Below are 21,598 nucleotides of genomic sequence, written 5' to 3' on the forward strand. Positions count from 1 at the left end.
CATAGCGATTTAAAACTCAACACTTGCTCTACCTGTGGCTGGTCTAAGAAAGGATATATCAATTCGATTTCAATAAGTTTATTATAGGTTAAGATGCGATTGACTCTTATTTTGATAAATTAATAGGCATTAAAAGTCAGTCTGCAGAACTCTGGTTGGGAGTTACCTGCGCATTCTAAAAATTGATTATTACTTCCTGTTCAAAAAATTTTCTACTCGCTCTTCGTGGAGATCGCTTTCCCAAAATTTTGCAAAGGAATCCAGTTCAGCTTCGATGGCTTTCCAACGCGCCTGGGTGATACGCATGGCGCCCTCTTTTAGATTTTTAATGAATGGGCGATCATTTTTCGTAAGATTTTGAGCTCGCTCCCAGATCTCATCTTGCCAGTCACTACTTTCTGTTATATGATCAATAAGATTGTGCCGGAGAGCAGTTTGGGACTCCACTACCTTTGCCTCGGCCAGCCAAAGCAGGGCGGTAGAACGGCCAATCTTTTCCACTAAACGAGTGAGCCCACCCCAGCCCGGCGGTAAATAGAATTTACCTTGTGTAAATCCAAAAGTGGCACCTGGGGCGGCCATTCGAAAGTCGAAAGCCAGCATCATTTCGCAGCCGCCTCCATAGGCTGCTCCGTTAATAGCGGCAATAGTCCAACAGGGCAGTTGTTCAATACGTTTTAAAATAGTAAGCATGCGCCGGGCCATTGGTTTTGCTTCCTCTGCTGTTTTGATGGTGTGGAACTCTTGCAGGTCGCCACCGGAGACAAAGGTTTTTTGGCCTGATCCCGATAAAATAAAACACCGAATGTTGGAATCCTGCTCGAGTTCGTCGAGCAGATTTTCAAGTTCATCCATGACTGCAAAGTTGATGGCATTGTGTGATTCGGGTCGATGGATAGTGGCTTGACAAATATGGTTTTTCTGTTCGACTTTTAGAACGCTCACTGTTAGTTTATGCTTTGTTTAAAATTAGGGACCAAACACGAATCTATATGTATCTTGTCAATAAAGAAAAGATAAATCGATCGCTTTCGGCAAAAATTGTTGATGCACGTGTAGCCCAGGTATTTAATACGTTTAAGGATGTGCTTGTAACGTCGTCATTTGGTACCACTTCGTCTGTACTGCTGCATTTGGTAAGCCGAATAAAGCCCGGTTGTCCTATCTACTTTATTGATACCGGGTACCATTTCGAGGAAACTATTGCTTACAAGGAGCGACTAATACGCCTGCTGGATTTAAATGTAATTGACCTTCGCCCCGACCCGGCCCAACATGCTCATACCTTTAAAGAGGAGCTTTGGGCAGATAATCCTGACAAGTGTTGCGATATTAACAAGGTTGAGCCACTGGATCGTGTTAAAGATAAATACAAGATTTGGATGTCCGGGCTCATCGGTTTTCAGAATCGTTACCGCAAGAGCTTGCCTATTATGGATGATGATAACGAGCTTATCAAGTTCTATCCGCTTATCGACTGGAATTCATCACTGGTGGAAGAATACATAGAAAGCCACGGCTTGCCAGAGCATCCCCTGAAAGAAAAGGGCTTTCATTCGGTTGGCTGTACCCACTGTACCTCTAAAGGCAAAGGTCGTAATGGCCGCTGGAATGATCTATCGAAAACCGAGTGTGGCTTGCATCGCTGATGGATTAGACATCCGGTTGCACATCTTCCACTTCGTAGTCAATTTCCTGTTTTTGGGAGTTTTTAAGTAGCCATTTCTGATATTCTTCGTTGCCTTCCTGCTCGGTTAGTTGCAGCGAAATAATGCAGGGACACTCGTAGCTGTGCAGATCTTTAACGCGTTTGGTAAGATCTCTCACGTTATGGTAAGGGGTTTTAGCGATCAGGATAGCTTCGGTATCTTCAACAATTTCTCCTTCCCAGCGGTAGATAGTTTCCATTCTGTCAATAATATTGACGCAAGCTGCCAGGTTTTCTTTTACAAGCTTTTTGCCAATGGATTTGGCTTCTTGTTTGTCTTTTGTAGTGATGTAAACCAGGCGAAGATTGTAAAACATGGGTATGGATCGTCAGGATTGGTGTTTAGGTGTACAATCGAAAAGTACAAAATTGAAGCTTTGAGTCATAGCTTCAACACTAAAAATTTGAGTATTATTAGTGTTGATATCAGAAGAAAAAAGCCATATTTTTCGAGACTCTCAAAATCTGGTAAATGTAAATATTTGCTGATTTATTGAGCACTTGCGAGAGTGGCGGAATTGGTAGACGCGCTAGATTTAGGATCTAGTGCCTTTAAGGCGTGGGGGTTCGAGTCCCCCCTCTCGTACTTACATTTTTTTCTCACTTTTTACCGTTCTAATAAAAATACTATTTGGAGTAGTCTTGTGGAAATAACAGTTAATGATATCACCGCTGTAGACAAAGAGCTAATTATTTCGGCTGATCGTGAAGATCTGGAGCCGAAGTTTAAAGAAGCATACAAAAAATATCGCGGACAGATTAACATGCCTGGCTTTCGTCCCGGTAAAGTACCTATCAAAATTGTTCGTAAGCGTTTTGGAGACGAAATTGAGCAAGAAGAGGTAAGTAAATATGTCCAGGAGGTTTTTGAAAATGAGGTAGTTCCTGAATATGAGCCGGTTGGCGAAAGCGAGATGCTGGAGCTAAACTGGGAAAATGATGAACTTGAGGCGAAATTTAAGATAGGAGCACGTCCGGAATTTGAGCTGACTGATCTCAGTGAAATTGAAGTGGATCGTCTTGTTCATGATGTTACAGATGAAGAAGTGGAAGAAGAGCTCGACCGACAGCTGAAGCAACAGGGTAACTGGGAAGAAGTTGAAGAAGAAATTACTGAAGATAATCGTGTTACCGTTGATGCTATCCCGTTGGAAGATGGAGAGCCCGATGAAGAGAATAAAACAGAAGAAACCATTGATCTGACGAAAGAAGAGTCAGAGCAGTTTCGCGATGATCTTCTAGGCCATGAAGTGGGCGATGAGGTTGATGTTGAAATTGGTCACGATGACCATACGCACAGCTTTAAGCTGATCGTTAAAAAGGTTGAAAAGCTTCATAAAGCTGATTTGACGGATGAGTTTGCCAAGCAGGCCTCAGATGGCGAAGCCAAGAATGTTGATGAATTTAAGAGCCTGATCAAAAGTAAGATTCAGAACTATTACGATCAGTCGGCGGATGACCTGTTTAAGAACGATATAATTGATTCGCTTGTTGATAAACATGACTTTGAGGTTCCTGAGGTGTTTAAGAAACAAGTGCAAAATCAATATGTTGAACGCGTTAAGCAGCAATCACAGGGACAGCTACCCCCTGATTTTGATGAGGAGGAGTATAAGGAAAATATGGAGGATCGCGCGATTCGCGATGCCAAGTGGTTTTTCCTTAATGAGGAGCTGCAAGAAAAATTTGACGATATCGAGATAAAACCCGAAGATATAGATCAGCACTTAGAGGCTGAAGCTTCGCGTTATGGTATTGAGGTTGATCAAATGCGAAATATGTTTGCACAGAATCCACAGCAGCTTGAAAGTTTGAGAAACAGTATACGCGAAGATAAAGTGTTTGATAGGTTGAAAGATGAGGTCAAAATCAAAGAGATTGATAAAGAAACCTATCAGGAAAAACACGACGAAGATATTGAGGCATAACGCCCATTACATTAGTTATTGAACAAAACTATTATTTCTGATCCACTTATGGAAAAGCAACCATTATACGAAATGCCAAACGATACAGGTAATACAGATCGAATCCAGAATAACAACCTGGTGCCGATGGTCGTCGAAAAGACGGAACGCGGTGAGCGTGCTTTTGATATCTATTCACGCCTGCTTAAAGATCGTATTATCTTTTTGGGTACACCTGTTAATGATGCGGTGGCAAGCTCTATTGTAGCACAGATGTTATTTCTTGAATCAGAAGATAACGAAAAGGATATCAACCTTTACATTAACAGCCCGGGAGGCGTTGTCTCTTCAGGTTTTGCTATCTATGATACAATGCAGTACGTTAAGTGTGATGTTTCTACTACCTGTGTAGGTATGGCGGCATCGATGGGAGCGCTACTGTTAGCGGGTGGAGCGGCAGGTAAACGGAATTTATTGCCTAACTCCCGTGTCATGATCCACCAGCCGTTGGGCGGTGTACGTGGACAGGCCAGTGATATTGAAATTGAAGCTCAAGAGATTTTGCGCATCAAAAAACTGATTAGCGAAGTTCTTGCTGAACACAGTGGTAAGGATGTTGATCAGGTTATGGAAGATACCGACCGTAATAAGTGGCTCGCGGCTGAAGAGGCCAAGGAATACGGGTTGGTTGATAATATTATGAAGCGTCATAAAGAAGAGTAATTTTTAAGACTTCAGTTAGAGGACAATGAGCGACCAAGAAAATAACAACGAAAAAACAATTCACTGTTCGTTTTGTGGACGATCAAGCCATGAAGTAAACAGCATGGTCGCCGGGCCTAACGACGTGTATATTTGCGATCGATGTGTGGCTGACGCTTCCGGAATTGTGAAAAGTGATCTGGCTTCCATGTCAGAAAAGCGGGAAAAGAACTATAAACCCATGTTGAAGCCTGCCGAGATAAAGTCCCGACTTGACGAGTATGTCATAGGTCAGGAAGGAGCTAAGAAAACCCTTTCGGTAGCGGTCTATAATCACTATAAGCGTATTAGTTCGGAATTAGAAGATGAGTTCGACGATACGGAAGTAGAAAAAAGTAATATTATTCTACTAGGTCCCACAGGTTGTGGGAAAACGCTCTTAGCCCGTACGATGGCTAATATTATTGATGTGCCTTTTACCATTGCGGATGCAACGGTATTAACTGAAGCTGGTTACGTGGGAGAGGATGTGGAAAGCATACTCTCAAGCTTATTGCAAGCATCAGATTATGATGTAGAGCAGGCCAAGCGCGGTATTGTCTATATTGATGAGGTTGACAAGGTAGCTCGCAAAAGTGACAATCCTTCTATCACGCGTGATGTTTCCGGTGAAGGAGTACAGCAGGCCTTGCTTAAGATTTTAGAGGGAACAGTTGCAAATATTCCGCCCAAGGGTGGACGTAAGCATCCCGAGCAGAGTTTTATTCAGGTTGATACCTCAAATATCCTGTTTATTTGCGGGGGCGCCTTTAGTGGATTGGAAGAGATTATCGCCAAGCGTCTGTCAGTAAGTTCCCTCGGATTCCATTCTGAAGAACAGGTAAGTTTCGACAAGGATGATCCCGATATTTTTACGCATGTTGAAGCACAAGATCTGCAGCGCTACGGTTTGATTCCAGAGTTGATCGGTCGTTTGCCTGTTATTTCAGGATTGCATCAGTTGGATGAGGATGCGATGATCAAAATTTTGGTCCAACCCAAAAATGCTCTTGTAAAACAGTATAAGAAACTTTTCCAGATGGAAGGAGTCGAGCTTGTGTTCGAAGAGGATGCGCTCGAGGTTATTGTTGAAAAAGCCATCAAACGAGGTACAGGTGCACGTGGACTGCGATCCATTATGGAGAAATCCATGCTGGATATTATGTATACTCTGCCATCTATGGATAATATTGAACGATGCGTAATTACTCGTGAGACGGTTCTGGATGAAGCGCCACCCGTTTACGAAAAGCGCAAAGCTTCTGCTTAGAAAATAGATCAGAATTATTTTGAAGGCATCATCGATTCGGTGATGCCTTTTTTATTTTGTAAAATATACCGGTATATCTTTTAGAGATTATATTTTATCCGCAATGGTATGAAAATTCAACTTACATCCAACAGAATAAATATTGTGTTAGTGGCATTTCTCATTCTGCTTGGGATTGGGTCGTTCGTTTATAATCAGTATTTGGTTAATAGAATTCTCACCCAGGAGCGGTCTGGGATAGAACTGTGGGCTAAAGCCATAGAATATGCCGGAAATCCCACCCAGGAAGAGATTAGCCAGAATTTGTTGGCTGCCTCCAATTACCTTAGAACCAATGCCAGTGCTGCAGTACCCGATAGTGTGATCAAAATGATTGAGGAGGCTGAAGCCGATCGTACCTCTCAAACTTTTGTTACTCAAGAGATTCTCCTTAATGAAGATCGTTTTCAAGTACCGCGTATTATTGTTAATGAGCACGGTGAAATCATGTTTGCCAATCATGTCGATGCACCGTTGAATCAGGAATTGATTGATCGATTTGCTGCGATTAATGACCCCATTAAAATTAAGTTGGGTAATGATCAGTATTCGCAAACACAGTATGTTTATTATGGTGAAAGTCCAACGGTACGTTATCTACGTTACTTTCCCTATATACAGTTGAGTTTATTGGCGGTATTGCTGGGTATTGGCTATGTCAGCTATCGGACGATTGCAAGGTCAGAGCAGTCTAATTTATGGGTGGGGATGACCAAAGAAGCTGCTCACCAATTGGGAACACCTTTATCCAGTTTGTATGGATGGGTTGAGCTGCTTCGAGAGGAGAAAGATGATGATTTTACGCGTCGTATCTGTAACGAGCTCGAAAATGATATCAGCCGGCTGCGGGGGGTGGCCAAGAGGTTTAATAAAATTGGCTCAGAGCCGGAGTTAAACGCTCAAAGATTGAAACCTATTTTGGAAGAGGTTATGGACTATATGGAACAGCGGTTGCCACAGCTGGGTAAAAATGTAGATGTATTGCGTCATATTGATTCCAATGTGCGTGCAAAGGTGAATCCGGATCTTTTCCAGTGGGCACTGGAAAACTTGATTAAAAATGCAATGGATGCAATTAAGTCGAACACTACAAAATCATACGTGTCAGTAAAGTTGGAACGAGTAGAGAATGAAGTAGTTATCGATATTACCGATTCGGGGGTAGGCATCGAAAAGAAATATCAAAGTGAGGTTTTTAAGCCGGGATACAGCACCAAGAAGCGTGGTTGGGGATTGGGACTAAGTCTGACAAAACGAATTATTGAGGAGTATCACAATGGGAAGCTGATTATCCATAAATCGGAGCTGGGTGAGGGAACAACCATGCGCATTGTACTCAAGGCTGTTGAAAAGCCGAAATCGGCAGAAGATATAACCAAAGCGGCAAAAGCGTAGCGAGCTACTACAAATACACTAATCCTCTTTGTAACCTCGCTTTTCGGCATATTCTTTGAGTTGGGCCTTTAATAGATTTCGCCCTCGATGTAGTCGTGACCGGATGGTGCCGATGGGTACATCCAGCATGTTGGCAATTTCTTCGTAGGTAAAGCCTTCTACATCACAAAGCAATACAACGGTGCGAAAATCTTCCGGGAGTTCCTCGAGAGCCTGAGAGATATCATCATCAACAAGCTCACGAAACATTTTGTCCTCAAGATCAGAAGTGTCCGTCCGATCGGCTCGAATGGTTTCGTAAAATTCCGAAACCTCATCATAATCAACCTGGTTGGGTTGTTTAGACTGTTTTCTGTAGTTATTGATATAAGAATTCTTGAGGATACGGAATAGCCATGCCTTGGCATTTGTGCCTTTCTCGTAGCTGCTGAAAAAGCGAAATGCCTTTACAATTGTGTCTTGCACAAGATCTTCGGCATCACTTGGGTCAGAAGTAAGGCGAAGGGCAAAGTTATACATAGCATCCAAATGAGGAACAATTTCTTCCTCGAAATCTTCCTGCTTTTGGATCTCCTCTTTTGTTAATTCAGCCATCCCGATAGCTTAACTGTTGGTTAAGTCAATAATGTTCAATTGATGTATAAAGTCAGTAATACCTAAGAGTAACACACTCAAATTAATAGCACTTTCCCTTAAATTGAAATATAACAAATCTAATGATATCAATTATGGGTTTAAAACGTAAATTGTTTTAACTGATATACCTCATAGTTAGTATAAATGTTCTGATGCATAATCATCCGTAACCCAATGATGTTTTTACTTTTTAATTTCTTACGTAATTAAGTCGTTAATAAACGATAATCATAACATCATAAATGGTGTGTGTCCACGCGGCCATGCCAAATCCACGCCATAGATAAATAGCGTTAAGTGCAAGACCAAACAAGAAACGAAATAAAAATGAACTAAATGTAAAGGGATCGCCAAAGGCGCCCACATAATGAACTAAACTAAAAATTACAGCGGCCAATAGTATAGCAGAGGCAAATGCTACCGATTGTTTGGCAAATACTTTTTTGAAAATAAAAAGCAGGGCCGATACTAAGATGACCCGAAAGAACAGTTCCTCATACAATCCTGCTCCCAGAGAAAGTGCCAGTTGCTGAAGGGTAGTTAAGCTTTCGATTGGTGATGTTTGAAGCATCTGCAACAATCCGCTGACCGTGGTATTAATTATAAGCGCCAGAAAAAAAGCATAGAACGAGGCTTCGATGAGCATAGTAAAAAAGTAGCTTAGCTTTAACGAAGATAACTTCTCTCGTTCACGGTAGAGAACAACGATGCCCAAAAGTGCCACTAAAATGAGAGTGATGGAGAGCACATCTCTTCCGATATATGAAAACAGCGTTTTAATCCATACATCAACAGAGATGCGGACTACCTGTTCTGAATCTGGCTGAGCCCAAAAAATGAGCACTTCATACAGCAATAACAGCGGAAGACTGATTAAGTAGCTGTACAGAAGGGTATGTGTAGACGAAAAATAATTTTTTATTGACTCTCGGATATTGCTCATTGATTTTGATAAATAGTCACAGTAGGTAGATTACTGCTAAAGTTTAGCGTTTGCCAAGCTGCGGATGAAAGCTTGAGGCCGTTGCCCGAATGCCGGTCATTGATGCGTACATATACACCCCTATTATTATCATTATTTTCAATATAGATAACGGATCCAAGCGAAATGTTAGAATGAGCTGCTGTCAAGTCATTTGGGTTATAGAGCTCGCCATTTGTAGTTGGATTTCCGCGCTCACTTTTACTGTATTGCGATACTGCGGTAGAACCCAAATCCTGTAGGCTGGAATTCGTTAAATAAGGATTTTTGTACGTTCTGGTAGGTGGAGCGAGGACGGTGATCTCACTTCCAACTTGGAAACGGTCTCTATCTATCGAGGGATTTAATGCACGAAATTCCTGCTCGTCCATGCGAAATTTGTTAAGCAGGTCTTGCAGCGATTTTGTTTCTTCTGCTATGGTATGAACCATAAACTTACCCTGAGGTGAAGATTTAATGTCCTCGTCCGCGACAGATGGCGGTGGGGCCGGTTTGCTGCGAACAGTAAGTTGTTGTCCTACTCTTATGGTATTGGAAGAGAGGTTATTAAGTGACTTTAGCTCTTCAACTGTCATATCATGTTCTTGTGCAATCTTATACAGCGAATCACCGCTTTTAACCGTATAATAGCTGTTGCGTTGCGTTTCTTTTTCTACCACCAGCGACTGCTGTTCCTGACTGTTAGTTTCGGAAGGATAGATGGTTAATTCTTGTCCCACCTGAAGATTATTAGAAGACAGGTTATTCCAGCTTTTAATTTCTGCAATGCTCACATTATACTGCTTGGAGATAGAAAAAAGGGTTTCTTGTCGCTGTACAGTATGCGTGATGGCAGAGTCTGATGAAGGGGGGCTAACGAGCAACGTTTGTCCGATCGAAAGCTCGTTGCCGCGCAAATTGTTCCATTCCCTGACTTGCTCCACTTCGATGTCATACTGCTGGGCAATGCTGAACAGCGTTTCGCCCTGCTTTACCGTGTGTGTTTTACTTTGGGCCAGGGTGAGCGTTGTAATCCCAAGTGACACAATGAAAAGAAGTACTAATATTTTATACGGTTTCATTATACTAATTAGCTCGAGCGTTCTTCCATTTCTGTTTCAAGTTGTTGCAGTGCTTCTTTTAATTCCTTTTCGGTACGTTGTTCATCCTGTTCATTAGCCACGGTTATCCCCTTTTGATATAAGGTTTGAGCGTCGTCCAGCCGATCTAGTGCCTCATATAATTTACCCAGATGATAATAAACCCCCACGTAGTCGGGATCACTCGACAAAATATCCTCAAACAAGATACGGGCGTTCTTAAACTCTCCTTCCTTACGGAATTCCAAGGCCAAGGCAAACTTCGAAAACGAGTCGCCGGGATTATGCTTAATCTGCCGAGCCAGCTGCTTGATTTTTGACTGTTGATCTGAACTCATAACGTATTACGGTAACGTTAAAGTTGTACGAGGTATTTTATGTTCCGGTAATAAGATACAGAAATTGATAAAGGTATGTGGTATTTACTTATTAGGTCAATTAATTTTGCTTCTGATACCTTTCTTCAATCTCCTCGATGGAATCGCCGCCAAATTTTTCTAAAAATGCGTTAGCGAGCACGGGTGCAATTACGCTTTCCATCACCACGATTGCTCGAGGAAGAGCACACACATCGGAACGCTCATAACGGGTGTCTTTCTTTTCTTTGGTTTTAATATCCACGGTATCAATAGGTGTAAGCATGGTGGGGATGGGTTTCATCACCCCGCGAATAATTAATGGCATGCCGGTGGTGACGCCACCTTCGAGACCGCCCATGCGGTTGCTTTTGCGTTTAAATGTGTCATCCTCATATTCAATTTCATCGTGCACTACTTGTCCATGCCGTCTCCCGGACTCAAATCCCTGCCCGATCTCTACGCCTTTCATAGCCTGAGTACCCATAATTGCCTGTGCAATCTGTCCTTCGAGCTTGCGATCCCAGTGTACAAAGCTACCCAATCCTTCCGGCAGGCCGGTAACAATTACTTCCCAGTGGCCGCCCAGCGAGCTCCCTTCTTTACGACGCTTTATGATTAGCTCTCTCATTTCTTGAGTAAGCTCTTCATCGAGGCAACGAACTGGGGATTCGTCAGATTTTTCAAAGATCGTTTCTGCACCTTTTTCGGCCAGCGGGTCAACAATTTCGCGTACGTCTTCCCAGGAATTTTCATAGCCTACGCTGCCGATGCGGGTAACATGTCCGCCGATCTCGATGCCAAAATGTTTGAGAAACTTTCGTGCTATGGTGCTGCAGGCCACGCGCATGGCGGTTTCACGGGCGCTGGAGCGTTCAATGGCGGGACGAATGTCATCATAGCGATATTTTTGCACGCCCGTTAAATCCGCATGGCCGGGACGAGGAACGGTAACTTTTTCGACATCTTCGCCGTCCCCTTCTTTGGCCAGTACTTTCGGCCAGTTGGAGTCGTCTTTTTCGTGAGCGCGGTTGGGCATCTGCATAGCAATGGGGGCACCGGTCGTTTTCCCAAATCGTACACCTGATGATATTTCAGCGTAGTCTTTTTCAAAAGCCATGCGTCCGCCGCGGCCATATCCTTTTTGGCGACGTACCAGGTGTTGGGCAATTTCATCTTCTGTGATAGGCAGTCCTGCTGGAACGCCTTCGACAATGCCAGTAAGTTGAGGTCCATGCGATTCGCCGGCCGTTAGATATCGTATCATTCTTGATTAAAACCTATAGGATTAGAATTTAGGTACTGAATAAAATCGTAGTTAGAAACTCGTTCATCAATACTTCGATGATCCTTACAAACTTCTTCTCGAAATGCTTCTATGTGATTAAAGTCACCAAGCAGAATAAGAGAATCCCCTTCACGGAGAGTATCATCTTTTCCGGGATTAAACTGTATTTCTTGTTCTTCTGATGGGTTTATAGCAATAATTATGACAGAATAGTTCTGTCTGATATTGGCTTCGGAAAGTGATTGATCTATAAGATCAGAGCCTTTTGATATTTTGACCTCATCGAAAATATAATCCTGCGCGGGTCCGCCGAGAATATTATCTAAAAATTGATCCACATTGGGCCGAAGAATAACATTAGCCATGCGGTCGGCTCCAATTTCGTAGGGCGAAACAACTTTGTTAGCCCCTGCACGAATAATTTTGCGGCGATTTTTATGTTCGTTGGTACGTGTCAGAATAAATAGATCAGGATTGAGATCGCGTGCAGTGAGGGTAACAAAAATATTATCCTGATCGCGTGTTAATGAACCAACAATTCCTTTAGCTTTTTTAATACCGGCTTTTTTCAGAATGTCTTCTTCTTGGGCATCACCCTCGATATATAAAAAATTACTTTCACGAAGTTCCTTAATAACTTCTTCATCGTTGTCGATGATTACTGTTGGCACACTAGCCTCATCTAAGACATGAGCAATACGTTGCCCAATACGACCGTAACCTGCAATAATGTAGTGATTTTCTAAGCTGTTTATTTGTTGTTGCATGGCTTTCGTTCTAAAAATTTCACTTTCAAATAAGAGTTTGGTGGTTTGGGTTGCGATGTAAGAAATAATACCGATCCCAAGAACAAAAATAGACATTGTGAAAATTCGTCCAACGGTTGAAAGCTCTGTCACTTCTGTAAATCCGATGGTGGTAATTGTAATAAAAGTCATATAAAGCCCATCAAACAATGAGATATCTTCAATAAAAAAATACCCGAGAGATCCAAGGCTAAACACAATCCCCAGCAAAGCTGTAGCTATGGCAATACGTTGGACAATAACATTGTAAGTGTGGTTGTTAAAAAGGTTAAGCATGAACCCTGATTTTGGCTAAATATGGATCCGTAATATATTTTAAAAATTAACGTCTATGAAATGACAACGACTAATAAATTTAATAGTTTCCATCGTTCTTTTAGCACAACTTGATTTATGGAAGCATTAGAAAAATTAGGAAAATACAGCCTGCTGTTATACAGGTCTCTGCGCTCATTATACGAGGTCGACACGTATAAGAAAAACCTTGTTAATGAGCTTTTAAAAATTGGTTACGAGTCGGTGCCAATCGTATTGTTGACGGGCGTTTTTACCGGCGCTGTAATGACGATCCAAACGGCTTATCAGCTTGAAATTGCGTTTGTTCCCATTTCGGTTATTGGTGCTATCACTTCTGAATCGCTGCTTATTGAGCTTGCAGCGGTGATAACGAGTTTGGTTTTGGCCGGTAAGGTGGGGGCTCGTATTGCTACTGAGTTGGGAACTATGCGTGTGAGCGAGCAGATTGACGCTCTGGAATCAATGGGATTTAACTCCGTTTCATTTTTGGTGTTGCCCCGTGTTCTTGCCGGACTCATTATGTTTCCTATGTTGTATATTTTTGCCAGTATCTCTGGAATAGTTGGCGGTATTGTGGCAGGAGCTATGTCTGGAGCTATTCCACCTGCCGAGTTTATACAGGGCGCACGAGAATTTTTCTATCCCTGGGATGTTACCTTCGGTATTCTTAAAGCCTTTGTGTTTGGATTTGTAATAACGTCCGTTTCGTGTTTCAAAGGATATTACGCATCCGGGGGTGCCGAAGGGGTGGGAAATAGTACTACAGAGGCTACAGTTTTAAGTTGTATTTATGTATTATTAGCCGACTTCGTACTGGCTGCAGTATTTTTATAAGTTTCGAAAAAGTAAGATGATAGAGATACGCAATCTTAAAAAAAGTTTTGGTGATCTTCTCGTTTGGGAAGATGTTTCGTTTGATATTGAGGATGGCGAAACAGTGGCCATTATCGGGCGCTCGGGTTGTGGAAAATCGGTGCTTGTCAAGCATTTAAATGCGTTGATGTATCCCGATTCAGGAGAGGTGATTATTGATGGAGATAATGTATTTGAGCTGGAGTATGTAGCTTTACGCAAAATGCGGCAGCGGTTTGGTGTTCTATTTCAGGGGTCGGCACTTTTTGACTCGCTCAATACCTTCGAAAATATTGCATTCCCGCTGCGTTACTTTACGAATATGTCCGAAGAGAGGATTACCAATAAAGTAGAAGAAGCACTTGACCTGGTAAATCTGGTAGGAACCGGAGAGAAATCACCTGCGGAATTGTCGGGAGGTATGCGTCGGCGTGTAGCTCTGGCCAGAGCAACTATTTTGGAGCCCGATTTTTTAATTTATGATGAGCCCACTTCGGGACTTGATCCCCATACCTCTTCAGAGATTAATAAGCTGATAATATCGATGGCTGAGAACTTAAATATTACCTCTATAGTTGTAACTCACGATATTCACAGTGTGCTGGAAATAGCTGAGAAGGTAGCGTTTCTCGAAAACCAAGGCCTTTGTTGGTATGGTACAGTTGAAGAAATGCGTAGAAGCGACAATGAGCAATTGATGGATTTTATTACTGCAAGCGAGTATCAAATAAGAAATTAACAGGAGTTATTTTGAAAATTAACAACGAATTAAAAGTAGCATTAACAATTTTAGCGGCCATTGTGCTGGGTTTTATCGGGTATCGTATGATGAGTGATCTGCCTGTATTTCGGCAGTCTCAGGTAATTCATTCCACTTTTGAGCGCACAGATGGGCTATCTCCCGGAAATTATATTTACGTCAACGGCGTAAAGGTAGGCTCGATTAAAAAGATGGAGCTGACCGAAGATGACAGTGTAACCGTGACGTTTAATATTGAACTGGGGATAGATATCCCCCGCAATTCGGTGGCCTTCCTGCAATCCTCAGGATTGTTGGATGAGAAAGCTATTATTATTGAGCGCGGTGACTCTTCCGAAATGCTTGAGTATGGAGATACGATAAGGGGAGAATACCGTGCCGGCATGATGGAGACTCTGAAAGATGAAGGACAGGAGCTCAGCGAAGATGTTTCCGAGTCTTTTGAAAAGTTAAATACCTTTCTTGCACAGCTTAATGAAGTGCTTGATGATGATGCCAAAGGGCAAATAGACAGCGTTTTCCAAAATCTTAACAATACCTCTGATGAAATCGCCACTATTTTTGATAACAAGCGCACTGAAATAGAGTCAAGTATCAGACATGCCGAACGCTTTTTGGCTAACGTGGATACAATAAGTACCGATAACAAGGCAAAAATTGATTCTGTCCTCACGGGCTTGGATAAATCTCTAAAAGAGCTTGAGACTCTCAGTAAAGATCTAAATAAAACGAACAGCGAGCTACAGGAAATTCTCACCAAAATTAATAATGGGGAAGGGAGTCTTGGCAAAATGGTTAATGACCCTGCGCTATATGATAATTTGGAAAGTATGACCCGGGAGATGGATTCTCTGATAAAAAATATCAATGAGAATCCACGCAAATACCTTAAGCATATGCGGCTTATCGAGGTATTTTAATATTTCCGGATTGTCGCTAAGCAATAATCTTTAACCAAACTATTTGTTAGTAATTTTCTGGGTTTGTCAGATTGCTCTTAGTACTGCCTTCTTGTATATTTGGAAGCTTGTAAACAGCAGAAAGAATGTCATTTTTGAACCAATTAAGACGTAGATAAGAGGATTTTATGGGTGTAATGGATAAAATGAGAAAGAGTACCGGAGTTATCCTCTGGATACTCATTTTCTCATTCGGAGTGTTATGGATGCTTGCTGATACGAACATGTTTGATGTTATTCAGCAAGGTCCGCGGACACTTGGATCGGTGAATGGTGAATCAATTTCGTTGGAAGAATACAATAACCGCCTGCAGTATTATACACAGCAGTACTCTCAGCAAACGGGTAATTCGATGACACCGGAAGTTCGTGCGCAATACGAACAACAGGCTTGGGACGATCTGGTGAATAGCAGGTTGCTGCAGGATAAAATGGATGATTTGGGCATCCATGTTACTGATCAGGAAGTAGTGAATATGATTACCGGTCCAAATCCCGATCCGCTTATTCGGCAGAACTTTTCCAATGAAGATGGTACTATTGATCGCGTAGCGCTGAAATCGTGGGTGGAAGCTCCGGAAAATAAGCAGCTGCTTATTTCTATCGAGCAGCAGATGCGTCAAAAACGACAGCAGCAAAAGATGAATAATTATCTGCAGTCGTCGATGGATGTGAGTGACTATGAGGTTGAACAGCAGTATATTCGTAATAATACGCGCGCAGATGTTTCTTTTGTGCGGTTCCCTTATGCTGATGTCAGTGATAGTGAGATTTCCGTATCAGAGGACGAATTGCGTGAGTACTACAATAATAATCAGGATGAATACAAGCGTAAGAAATCATACCGCATTTCGTATGTAAGTTTTGATAAAACGCCTACCAAGAAAGATACAGCTCGTACATTCGAGGAAATGAATCGCCTGAAGTCTGATTTTGCAACAGCGGAATCCGATTCACTCTTTTTTAATCGCTATCAGTCGTCTACGGCATATGAAGTTAAGGAAGTGGCAAAAGATGAAATTCGTGAACTCTTTCGCCCGGTATTAAATGTGGCAGAAGGAGAGGTTACAGATGTGATTCAGGATGGTGGTCGACTCTTCTTGCTTAAGAAGCTGGATGAAACTGCCAATGAGGTGACGTTTACGGTCTTTAGTCGTGATATTACTGCAGATCCCATTGCTACTATTGATGCCCGTGCCGAAACGGCCGATGACTTTAGCTTTTATGCCCAGGAAGATGGTTTTGAAGCAGAAGCGAAACGTCGTGATCTGGAGATCAAAGAAGGGTTTGCTACTAAAGGAAACAACTTTGTATCAGGTATTGGACAGAGTCAGCAGATCATGCGATTTTTGGATACGGCAAATGAAGGGCAAATATCTGATCCACTGGAGCTAAACGAGCAGTTTGTGGTTATTAAAGTAAATGAAATCACTGAAGCTGGAACGGAACCTTTCGAGGAAGTCAAAGACCAAATTGAAACGGTAGTAACTAATAATAAGCGAAAGCAACAGGTTCTTGCCAATGTTAAGGAGCTTATTGGTCAAAATAGCGATCTGGAAAGTATTGCAAAGGCAACTGGTAAAGAAGTAATGACTGTTGAATCTCTGACTAAAAGTGCTGCTACTATCGAAGGAGCAGGACGTGAACCCAAAGTAGTGGGAGCCATTTTTGGCTTGGATGAAGGTGAGCAATCTCCTCCCGTTGAAGGTACCTCAGCTGCCTTTGTTGTTCGCTTGGATAAATTGTATGAGGCAGATCTCGATAACCTCACAGCTGATGTGCGACAGCGTATTCGTCAACAATTGCGTCAGCAAAAAAGTCAAACATTTATGAATACCTGGATTGAGCAGCTTAGAGAAGAAGCGGATATTGAAGATAACCGAGCCCAATTACTACGCGGCTAAGTAGCAGAAAATTTAGTGAAACTTTCAGGGCAAGGAGAATTACTTCTTGCCCTTTTTTGTTTGATGATAGTTGACGTGGCGGCAATAGATTAGTGATATTATTATGAGCAAATCAGATCAAAAATGGATGCAATTAGCGCTCGAGATTGCTGAACGCGGTGCGGGTTATGTATCACCTAACCCTATGGTGGGATGCGTAATTGTATCGGCTGATGGCAAGAAAATTGGGCAGGGGTATCATGAGCACTATGGTCAGCCGCATGCCGAAAAAAATGCTGTGGATTCGGTTAATAATCCTGATTTGCTTAACGATGCTACGGTATATGTAACGCTGGAACCGTGTGCCCATCACGGGAATACGCCACCTTGCTGCGAACTGCTGGCTAACCTACCTATTAGCCGGGTAGTGGTAGCGATGGAGGATCCTACACCTAAAGTGGCCGGGAAAGGTATCCGGCATTTGCGCGACCATGACATTACGGTTGATGTGGGAGTTATGAAAGAGGAGGCCGAGCGACTGAATGAGTTTTTTCTGCATTATCAGACTCATAATCGTCCGTTTGTAACTCTCAAAATTGCACAAACGCTCGATGGATATATTGCTGCTCCCGACGGTGATTCGGAATGGATTAGCGGACCGGAATCCCGCGCTTTTGTTCACAAGTGGCGCAGCCAGTACGATGCGGTAATGGTGGGGCGTAATACGGCTTTACTTGATAATCCCCGGCTTACGGTGCGCCATGTTGAGGGGCGTCAACCCAAGCGCATTGTCATTGACGGTCCGTTGGAACTTCCGCGTGATTTGAATTTATTTACCGATCAGTATGAGGAAAAGACGATTGTGCTGACCCATAACAAAGAGAAATTTGAAAATGAAGCAGATCCAATGCTGAATATGTTGCAATCGGATTATTTTCGCGGACAAACCTTGCTGGTGGATAAAAAAGATGGTCATACTGATCTGGATAAAGCGATGCGTGAATTGGCACATCTGCCGGTGACCTCTATCTTGGTGGAAGCGGGACAGAACTTAGCTTCGGCTTTATTGCGTCAGCGACTAGTCGACAAAGTGGAGTGCTTCATTGCTCCCAAAATGTTGGGTGGTGGAACAAAATCTGTGATGGGAGTAGGCATTAATAGGATGTCGGAAATTATGGAATTCCGCGATGTTCAGTGGCGCCAGGTAGGTAAGGATCTGTTGTTTACCGGATATCTTTAAAAATGACTAGTAACTATTAAATCAAAGCAATAAACGTGTTTACAGGAATTATAAAATCTGTTGGTACCGTTACAAGTATTACATCCTTAGATGACGGTAAGGAAATTACTATCCGCAGTGATTTTGCTCATGAAGTGAGTATTGATCAGAGTATCAGTATTAATGGCGTTTGTCACACGGTTACGGGATGTGATGAGAATTCTTTTACCGTGCAAAGTGTAGCGGAGACGCTTCGCAAAACGAATATTGGTGGCTTGCAAAAAGATGATTCTGTGAACCTTGAGAGGTCGCTACGTCCCGATCAATTACTTGATGGACATATTGTTCAGGGACATGTAGATGCGACCGGCACCATCCAAAAGATAGAACAAGAGGGGACCGATTGGTTATTTACGATTGAATATCCCCCAAAATACAGCAATTTAATTGTTGGTCGCGGCAGCATTGCTATTGATGGCATTAGTCTTACGGTGGCGAATGAGCAGGATAATACCTTTACGGTGGCGATTATTCCCTATACCTATGAGCATACCAATCTGAGTGCAAAAGAGATGGGAAACACGGTAAACCTGGAGTTTGATGTGCTGGGCAAATACGTGGTGAAGTATCTCGAAGGTAGGGAAGGGTGAATAAAAAGGATTGCGAAACTTTTAAGTATCGTAACGTTTTCTTTTAAAATCCACGTGGACGGCGCCCACTGTTGCTGGAAGAACGCTCGAGGTTATTAAGACCGGGCAGTTTCTGGAAGATGCTCTGCAGTCGTCCTGCATTTACGCGCAGTGAAAAGAAGTAGTACTGGTTATCTCCAAACGGATTCATTGTAAATGACAGATCCCAGCAGTGTAGGTTACGATTTAGCGAAAACTGGGAAGGGGTGAGCTCTTTTGCAACTAGATCATAACCAATTTGGGTGCGGAAATCCCATTTTGGAGTAAGTTTTAAGTTGATGTTCCGGGCGTTTATAGTTGCTGATTTGTTGTTATCTGCATTGGGGGCCGGATTTAAATTCCAGCGATAACTAAAATCAATAGAAAAAGAGAGCGGTGAATTAAAGCCTCTTACCGGTCGACTGTTAAAATGGGGATCAACGGGATGGAAGATGCTCTGGTTCAGCGGATTGTACTGCTGCGGATAATGTGGTTTGTCATTTGCTTGAAAGCCCCCTTCGCCCCACTTAACCGAGTAACTGGTACTGGTGGAAAATGATGTGAGCTCAAAAGGCTTGTTCTCTGTTTGAATTAAAAAGTCATCGACACGAGCCCCCTGCTCATTTCGATCATAAAAATTGAAGTTGGCATTGGCACGAATATTTAATCCCGGTAAAATTTTTGCTCTTATGCTTGTATTCAAATTGCTAAGCTTAAGACTGTCTGCGGCAAAATTATAGCTCGAGCTTAGGCTTAACTGATCAATAAGATTAATGATGTCTTCTTTTTTTTCACCGGTGGAATCGCGCTCCACTTTTTTAGCTTCAAAGGTGTTATTTAAGCTAAAATTGATAGATCGCTGCTCTCTTCCTGAGGGGCCTCTAAAAACCTCATTTTCAAAAATAGAGTAGCGCTGTGTTGGAGGTTCTTGACCCGGCGTAGCAGCAGTGTCAGTCTGTACAGTGCGATAGTAGCCCCATGATTCACTTTGAAAATTAGGGCTGTAGCTTAAAGAAATTGAGGGGGTAAGGACGTGACGAACACTCTGGAAGTTGCCAATGTTCAGGTTCATTAATCCATAAAGCTTAGTACTAAAATTTAGGCTTGTACTAAATTCCCGGGCTGAGGTAAATCCGCGCACTTGTTCCTCTTCTACGCGAACAGAGTCTGGATTAAATGTCTTTCGGGTTGAAGTGGGATACCAGTATTCGGTATAGTCACCGCTGGCACTAACATTTAAATATTGGCTGGGAATAAGCTGATTCATTCGCAGATCAACTTGCTGGCGAAATCCATATTTATAATGATCATTATTATCGGTGGCTTTGCGGTATTTGGCGGGATCGAGTAGGGCTTCGAACCAATTGACATTCGCAGAGTCACCGGCCGTTGGTCGGAATTCGAAATCAGAGCTAAAATTATTCTGATAGTTTATCGAGAGGCTTTCATACCATTTTGATTCTTGTCCGGTAGTTTGTTGATCGCCCGCAAATGGCGTAAATCGTTTGGGATTGAACGTTATTTCAGGTCCAGAAAGCCTGGTTACATTGGTGGCAAAATTTTGGTTATGCCGAATGGATGCATTGAAATTATAGTCGCCTTCAGGATGTCGATATCGGTAATTAAGATTTGAGCGGGTACTGGTTTCTGCTCGCTCATCCGGATCGTAAGAGTTACGCTGGAAGTAATCCTGTGTACGAAGATTGATATTTGCATCAATATTGGCATATGGAGAAAAATCCTGACTGTGGCTGATGCTCAGTGATTTTTGGACATTGGTGGTGAAATCGGGGTCAGTAGGTTCGAGTCCGCTATTTTCTCTCGAATATCCAATTTCGATGTTGCCGTTTAATTTATCCCGAATGCGGTAATTTGATCGAGCATTAAAGTAATATGAGCCGGATGTAAAAATATCGACGGAAGCCTGTCCTGTAAGATAATCGTTAAAGTATTGAAACCATCCGAAATTTTGCAGGCCTATACCGCGACTTTGTCGCTGTTGATAAGCATAGGTAGGTTCAAGCAGTCCCGATTGTTTTTTATCGAACTTACCGGGCAGATAACCAAACGGGAAAATGAGCGGATAGGGGATATCGAGAATATACAGCCGTGCTCGTTCAAAGAAAATTTCCTCTTCGTCCACTACTTTCATCTTAGCAGCTTTTATGTAATAGTGCGGGTGATCGAGCTGACAGGTAGAATAGATGGCATCTTCGAGATAAACAACATGGGGACTTTCATTTTTCACCTTTGTACCAATCAGGTTGCCATCCTGAACTCCAACTCGAGCTACCTCAAAACGTCCTTTTTCGGTTTTGTAATTAAAGTCTATCCTGTTGCTGCGAACGCGGTCGCCGTCGCGGATCAGGACGGGTTGTGAGAGCGTATCTTGTGGTGTTTGAGTGTTGGCACTTACCAAGCTGCTGTCGAGGTTCATAGCAACCTTGCCGGCTTTTAGTTCTCCAGAGCTGTGGACAACATTTGCTGAACCATACAGGGTGGCAATGCGCTGTTTTTCAAAGTCGAACGTCAGCGAATCGCTGGCTTGAAAATTAACCTGCCCTTCCTGTTCGGGTTGGCTTGCTGATTGCTGGCCTTGTTGTGCACCCGGCCGGCCTTCAGGAACCGTTTGTTCTTGCAGGGTATCCCGAACTGCTGTAGTGTCTTGTCCCAAAAGGGGTTGGGTGATTACCAAGAATAGAAACAGCATCAATCCAAAATAGCCGCAAAAATATTTAAACGATGTATTCATG

20 protein-coding genes and 1 tRNA gene are annotated in these 21,598 nt (G+C 42.6%); 12 read left to right on the forward strand and 9 right to left on the reverse strand.

The genetic code is table 11. The features are described 5' to 3' along the window. Positions 1–189 precede the first annotated feature (189 nt). Positions 190–945 (reverse strand): enoyl-CoA hydratase/isomerase family protein, encoded by a 756-nt coding sequence (locus U5J89_RS11825; protein WP_322575840.1) that lies wholly within the window; start codon positions 943–945, stop codon positions 190–192. A gap of 47 nt (positions 946–992) precedes the next feature. Here U5J89_RS11825 and U5J89_RS11830 point away from each other — a divergent pair, with 47 nt between their 5' ends. Beyond that, positions 993–1,649 (forward strand): phosphoadenylyl-sulfate reductase, encoded by a 657-nt coding sequence (locus tag U5J89_RS11830; protein WP_322575841.1) that lies wholly within the window; start codon positions 993–995, stop codon positions 1,647–1,649. Positions 1,650–1,653: 4 nt separating this feature from the next. Here U5J89_RS11830 and cutA read toward each other — a convergent pair whose 3' ends face one another. Then, positions 1,654–2,025, reverse strand: a complete 372-nt coding sequence (gene cutA / locus U5J89_RS11835; RefSeq protein ID WP_322575842.1) for a divalent-cation tolerance protein CutA — start codon at positions 2,023–2,025, stop codon at positions 1,654–1,656. Positions 2,026–2,211: 186 nt separating this feature from the next. Between cutA and U5J89_RS11840 the strand changes: the two genes are divergently transcribed. The 5 genes from U5J89_RS11840 (at position 2,212) to U5J89_RS11860 (ending at position 7,060) form a co-directional block, all read left to right on the forward strand. Then, a tRNA-Leu gene (locus tag U5J89_RS11840) sits at positions 2,212–2,294 on the forward strand. 58 nt (positions 2,295–2,352) lie between these two features. Then, positions 2,353–3,636 carry a trigger factor gene (gene tig, locus U5J89_RS11845; protein WP_322575843.1) on the forward strand — a complete coding sequence of 428 codons (1,284 nt, stop codon included), beginning with the start codon at positions 2,353–2,355 and terminating at the stop codon, positions 3,634–3,636. Between the two features lie 72 nt (positions 3,637–3,708). Then, entirely contained in the window at positions 3,709–4,338 is a 630-nt protein-coding gene (gene clpP, locus U5J89_RS11850; protein WP_322575844.1) for an ATP-dependent Clp endopeptidase proteolytic subunit ClpP, read from the forward strand. A gap of 25 nt (positions 4,339–4,363) precedes the next feature. After that, positions 4,364–5,626, forward strand: coding sequence for an ATP-dependent Clp protease ATP-binding subunit ClpX (clpX, locus tag U5J89_RS11855; RefSeq protein ID WP_322575845.1), 1,263 nt, complete (start codon positions 4,364–4,366; stop codon positions 5,624–5,626). A gap of 150 nt (positions 5,627–5,776) precedes the next feature. Next, the gene (locus U5J89_RS11860; RefSeq protein ID WP_322575846.1) at positions 5,777–7,060 is read left to right on the forward strand and encodes a HAMP domain-containing sensor histidine kinase; all 1,284 of its coding nucleotides are present in this window, start codon (positions 5,777–5,779) and stop codon (positions 7,058–7,060) included. An 18-nt stretch (positions 7,061–7,078) separates the two neighbouring features. Here the strand turns inward: U5J89_RS11860 and U5J89_RS11865 are convergent, their stop codons facing one another. The 6 genes from U5J89_RS11865 to U5J89_RS11890 form a co-directional block, all read right to left on the reverse strand. After that, positions 7,079–7,654, reverse strand: coding sequence for a sigma-70 family RNA polymerase sigma factor (locus U5J89_RS11865; RefSeq protein WP_095605293.1), 576 nt, complete (start codon positions 7,652–7,654; stop codon positions 7,079–7,081). 256 nt (positions 7,655–7,910) lie between these two features. Then, positions 7,911–8,639, reverse strand: a complete 729-nt coding sequence (locus U5J89_RS11870; RefSeq protein WP_322575847.1) for a CPBP family intramembrane glutamic endopeptidase — start codon at positions 8,637–8,639, stop codon at positions 7,911–7,913. Next, on the reverse strand, positions 8,636–9,739 hold the full coding sequence (locus U5J89_RS11875) for a LysM peptidoglycan-binding domain-containing protein (protein ID WP_322575848.1): 1,104 nt from the start codon (positions 9,737–9,739) through the stop codon (positions 8,636–8,638). Before U5J89_RS11875 ends, U5J89_RS11870 begins: the two co-directional genes overlap by 4 nt. An 8-nt stretch (positions 9,740–9,747) precedes the next feature. Further along, positions 9,748–10,095, reverse strand: a complete 348-nt coding sequence (locus U5J89_RS11880) for a tetratricopeptide repeat protein (RefSeq protein WP_322575849.1) — start codon at positions 10,093–10,095, stop codon at positions 9,748–9,750. 100 nt (positions 10,096–10,195) lie between these two features. Continuing rightward, a complete protein-coding gene (gene aroC / locus U5J89_RS11885; protein WP_322575850.1) occupies positions 10,196–11,380 on the reverse strand; it encodes a chorismate synthase in 1,185 nt (394 codons plus the stop codon). Beyond that, the gene (locus U5J89_RS11890; RefSeq protein WP_322575851.1) at positions 11,377–12,483 is read right to left on the reverse strand and encodes a potassium channel protein; all 1,107 of its coding nucleotides are present in this window, start codon (positions 12,481–12,483) and stop codon (positions 11,377–11,379) included. The genes aroC and U5J89_RS11890 overlap by 4 nt, the downstream gene beginning before the upstream one ends. Positions 12,484–12,600: 117 nt before the next feature. Here U5J89_RS11890 and U5J89_RS11895 point away from each other — a divergent pair, with 117 nt between their 5' ends. From U5J89_RS11895 to U5J89_RS11920, 6 genes are all read left to right on the forward strand, one after another. Then, positions 12,601–13,338, forward strand: a complete 738-nt coding sequence (locus U5J89_RS11895) for an ABC transporter permease (protein WP_322575852.1) — start codon at positions 12,601–12,603, stop codon at positions 13,336–13,338. A 16-nt stretch (positions 13,339–13,354) separates the two neighbouring features. Further along, on the forward strand, positions 13,355–14,095 hold the full coding sequence (locus U5J89_RS11900) for an ABC transporter ATP-binding protein (protein ID WP_322575853.1): 741 nt from the start codon (positions 13,355–13,357) through the stop codon (positions 14,093–14,095). An 11-nt stretch (positions 14,096–14,106) separates the two neighbouring features. After that, on the forward strand, positions 14,107–15,036 hold the full coding sequence (locus U5J89_RS11905) for an MlaD family protein (protein WP_322575854.1): 930 nt from the start codon (positions 14,107–14,109) through the stop codon (positions 15,034–15,036). 176 nt (positions 15,037–15,212) lie between these two features. Beyond that, complete coding sequence (locus tag U5J89_RS11910; RefSeq protein WP_322575855.1) at positions 15,213–16,979, forward strand: SurA N-terminal domain-containing protein; 1,767 nt, start codon at positions 15,213–15,215, stop codon at positions 16,977–16,979. A gap of 103 nt (positions 16,980–17,082) precedes the next feature. Then, on the forward strand, positions 17,083–18,198 hold the full coding sequence (gene ribD, locus U5J89_RS11915; RefSeq protein ID WP_322575856.1) for a bifunctional diaminohydroxyphosphoribosylaminopyrimidine deaminase/5-amino-6-(5-phosphoribosylamino)uracil reductase RibD: 1,116 nt from the start codon (positions 17,083–17,085) through the stop codon (positions 18,196–18,198). 35 nt (positions 18,199–18,233) lie between these two features. After that, complete coding sequence (locus tag U5J89_RS11920; RefSeq protein WP_322575857.1) at positions 18,234–18,827, forward strand: riboflavin synthase; 594 nt, start codon at positions 18,234–18,236, stop codon at positions 18,825–18,827. A 43-nt stretch (positions 18,828–18,870) separates the two neighbouring features. Here the strand turns inward: U5J89_RS11920 and U5J89_RS11925 are convergent, their stop codons facing one another. Further along, positions 18,871–21,597 (reverse strand): putative LPS assembly protein LptD, encoded by a 2,727-nt coding sequence (locus U5J89_RS11925; RefSeq protein ID WP_322575858.1) that lies wholly within the window; start codon positions 21,595–21,597, stop codon positions 18,871–18,873. Between the last annotated feature and the right edge of the window lies 1 nt (position 21,598).

Source organism: Fodinibius sp. (assembly GCF_034521915.1).
Taxonomy (GTDB): Bacteria; Bacteroidota; Rhodothermia; order Balneolales; family Balneolaceae; genus Fodinibius.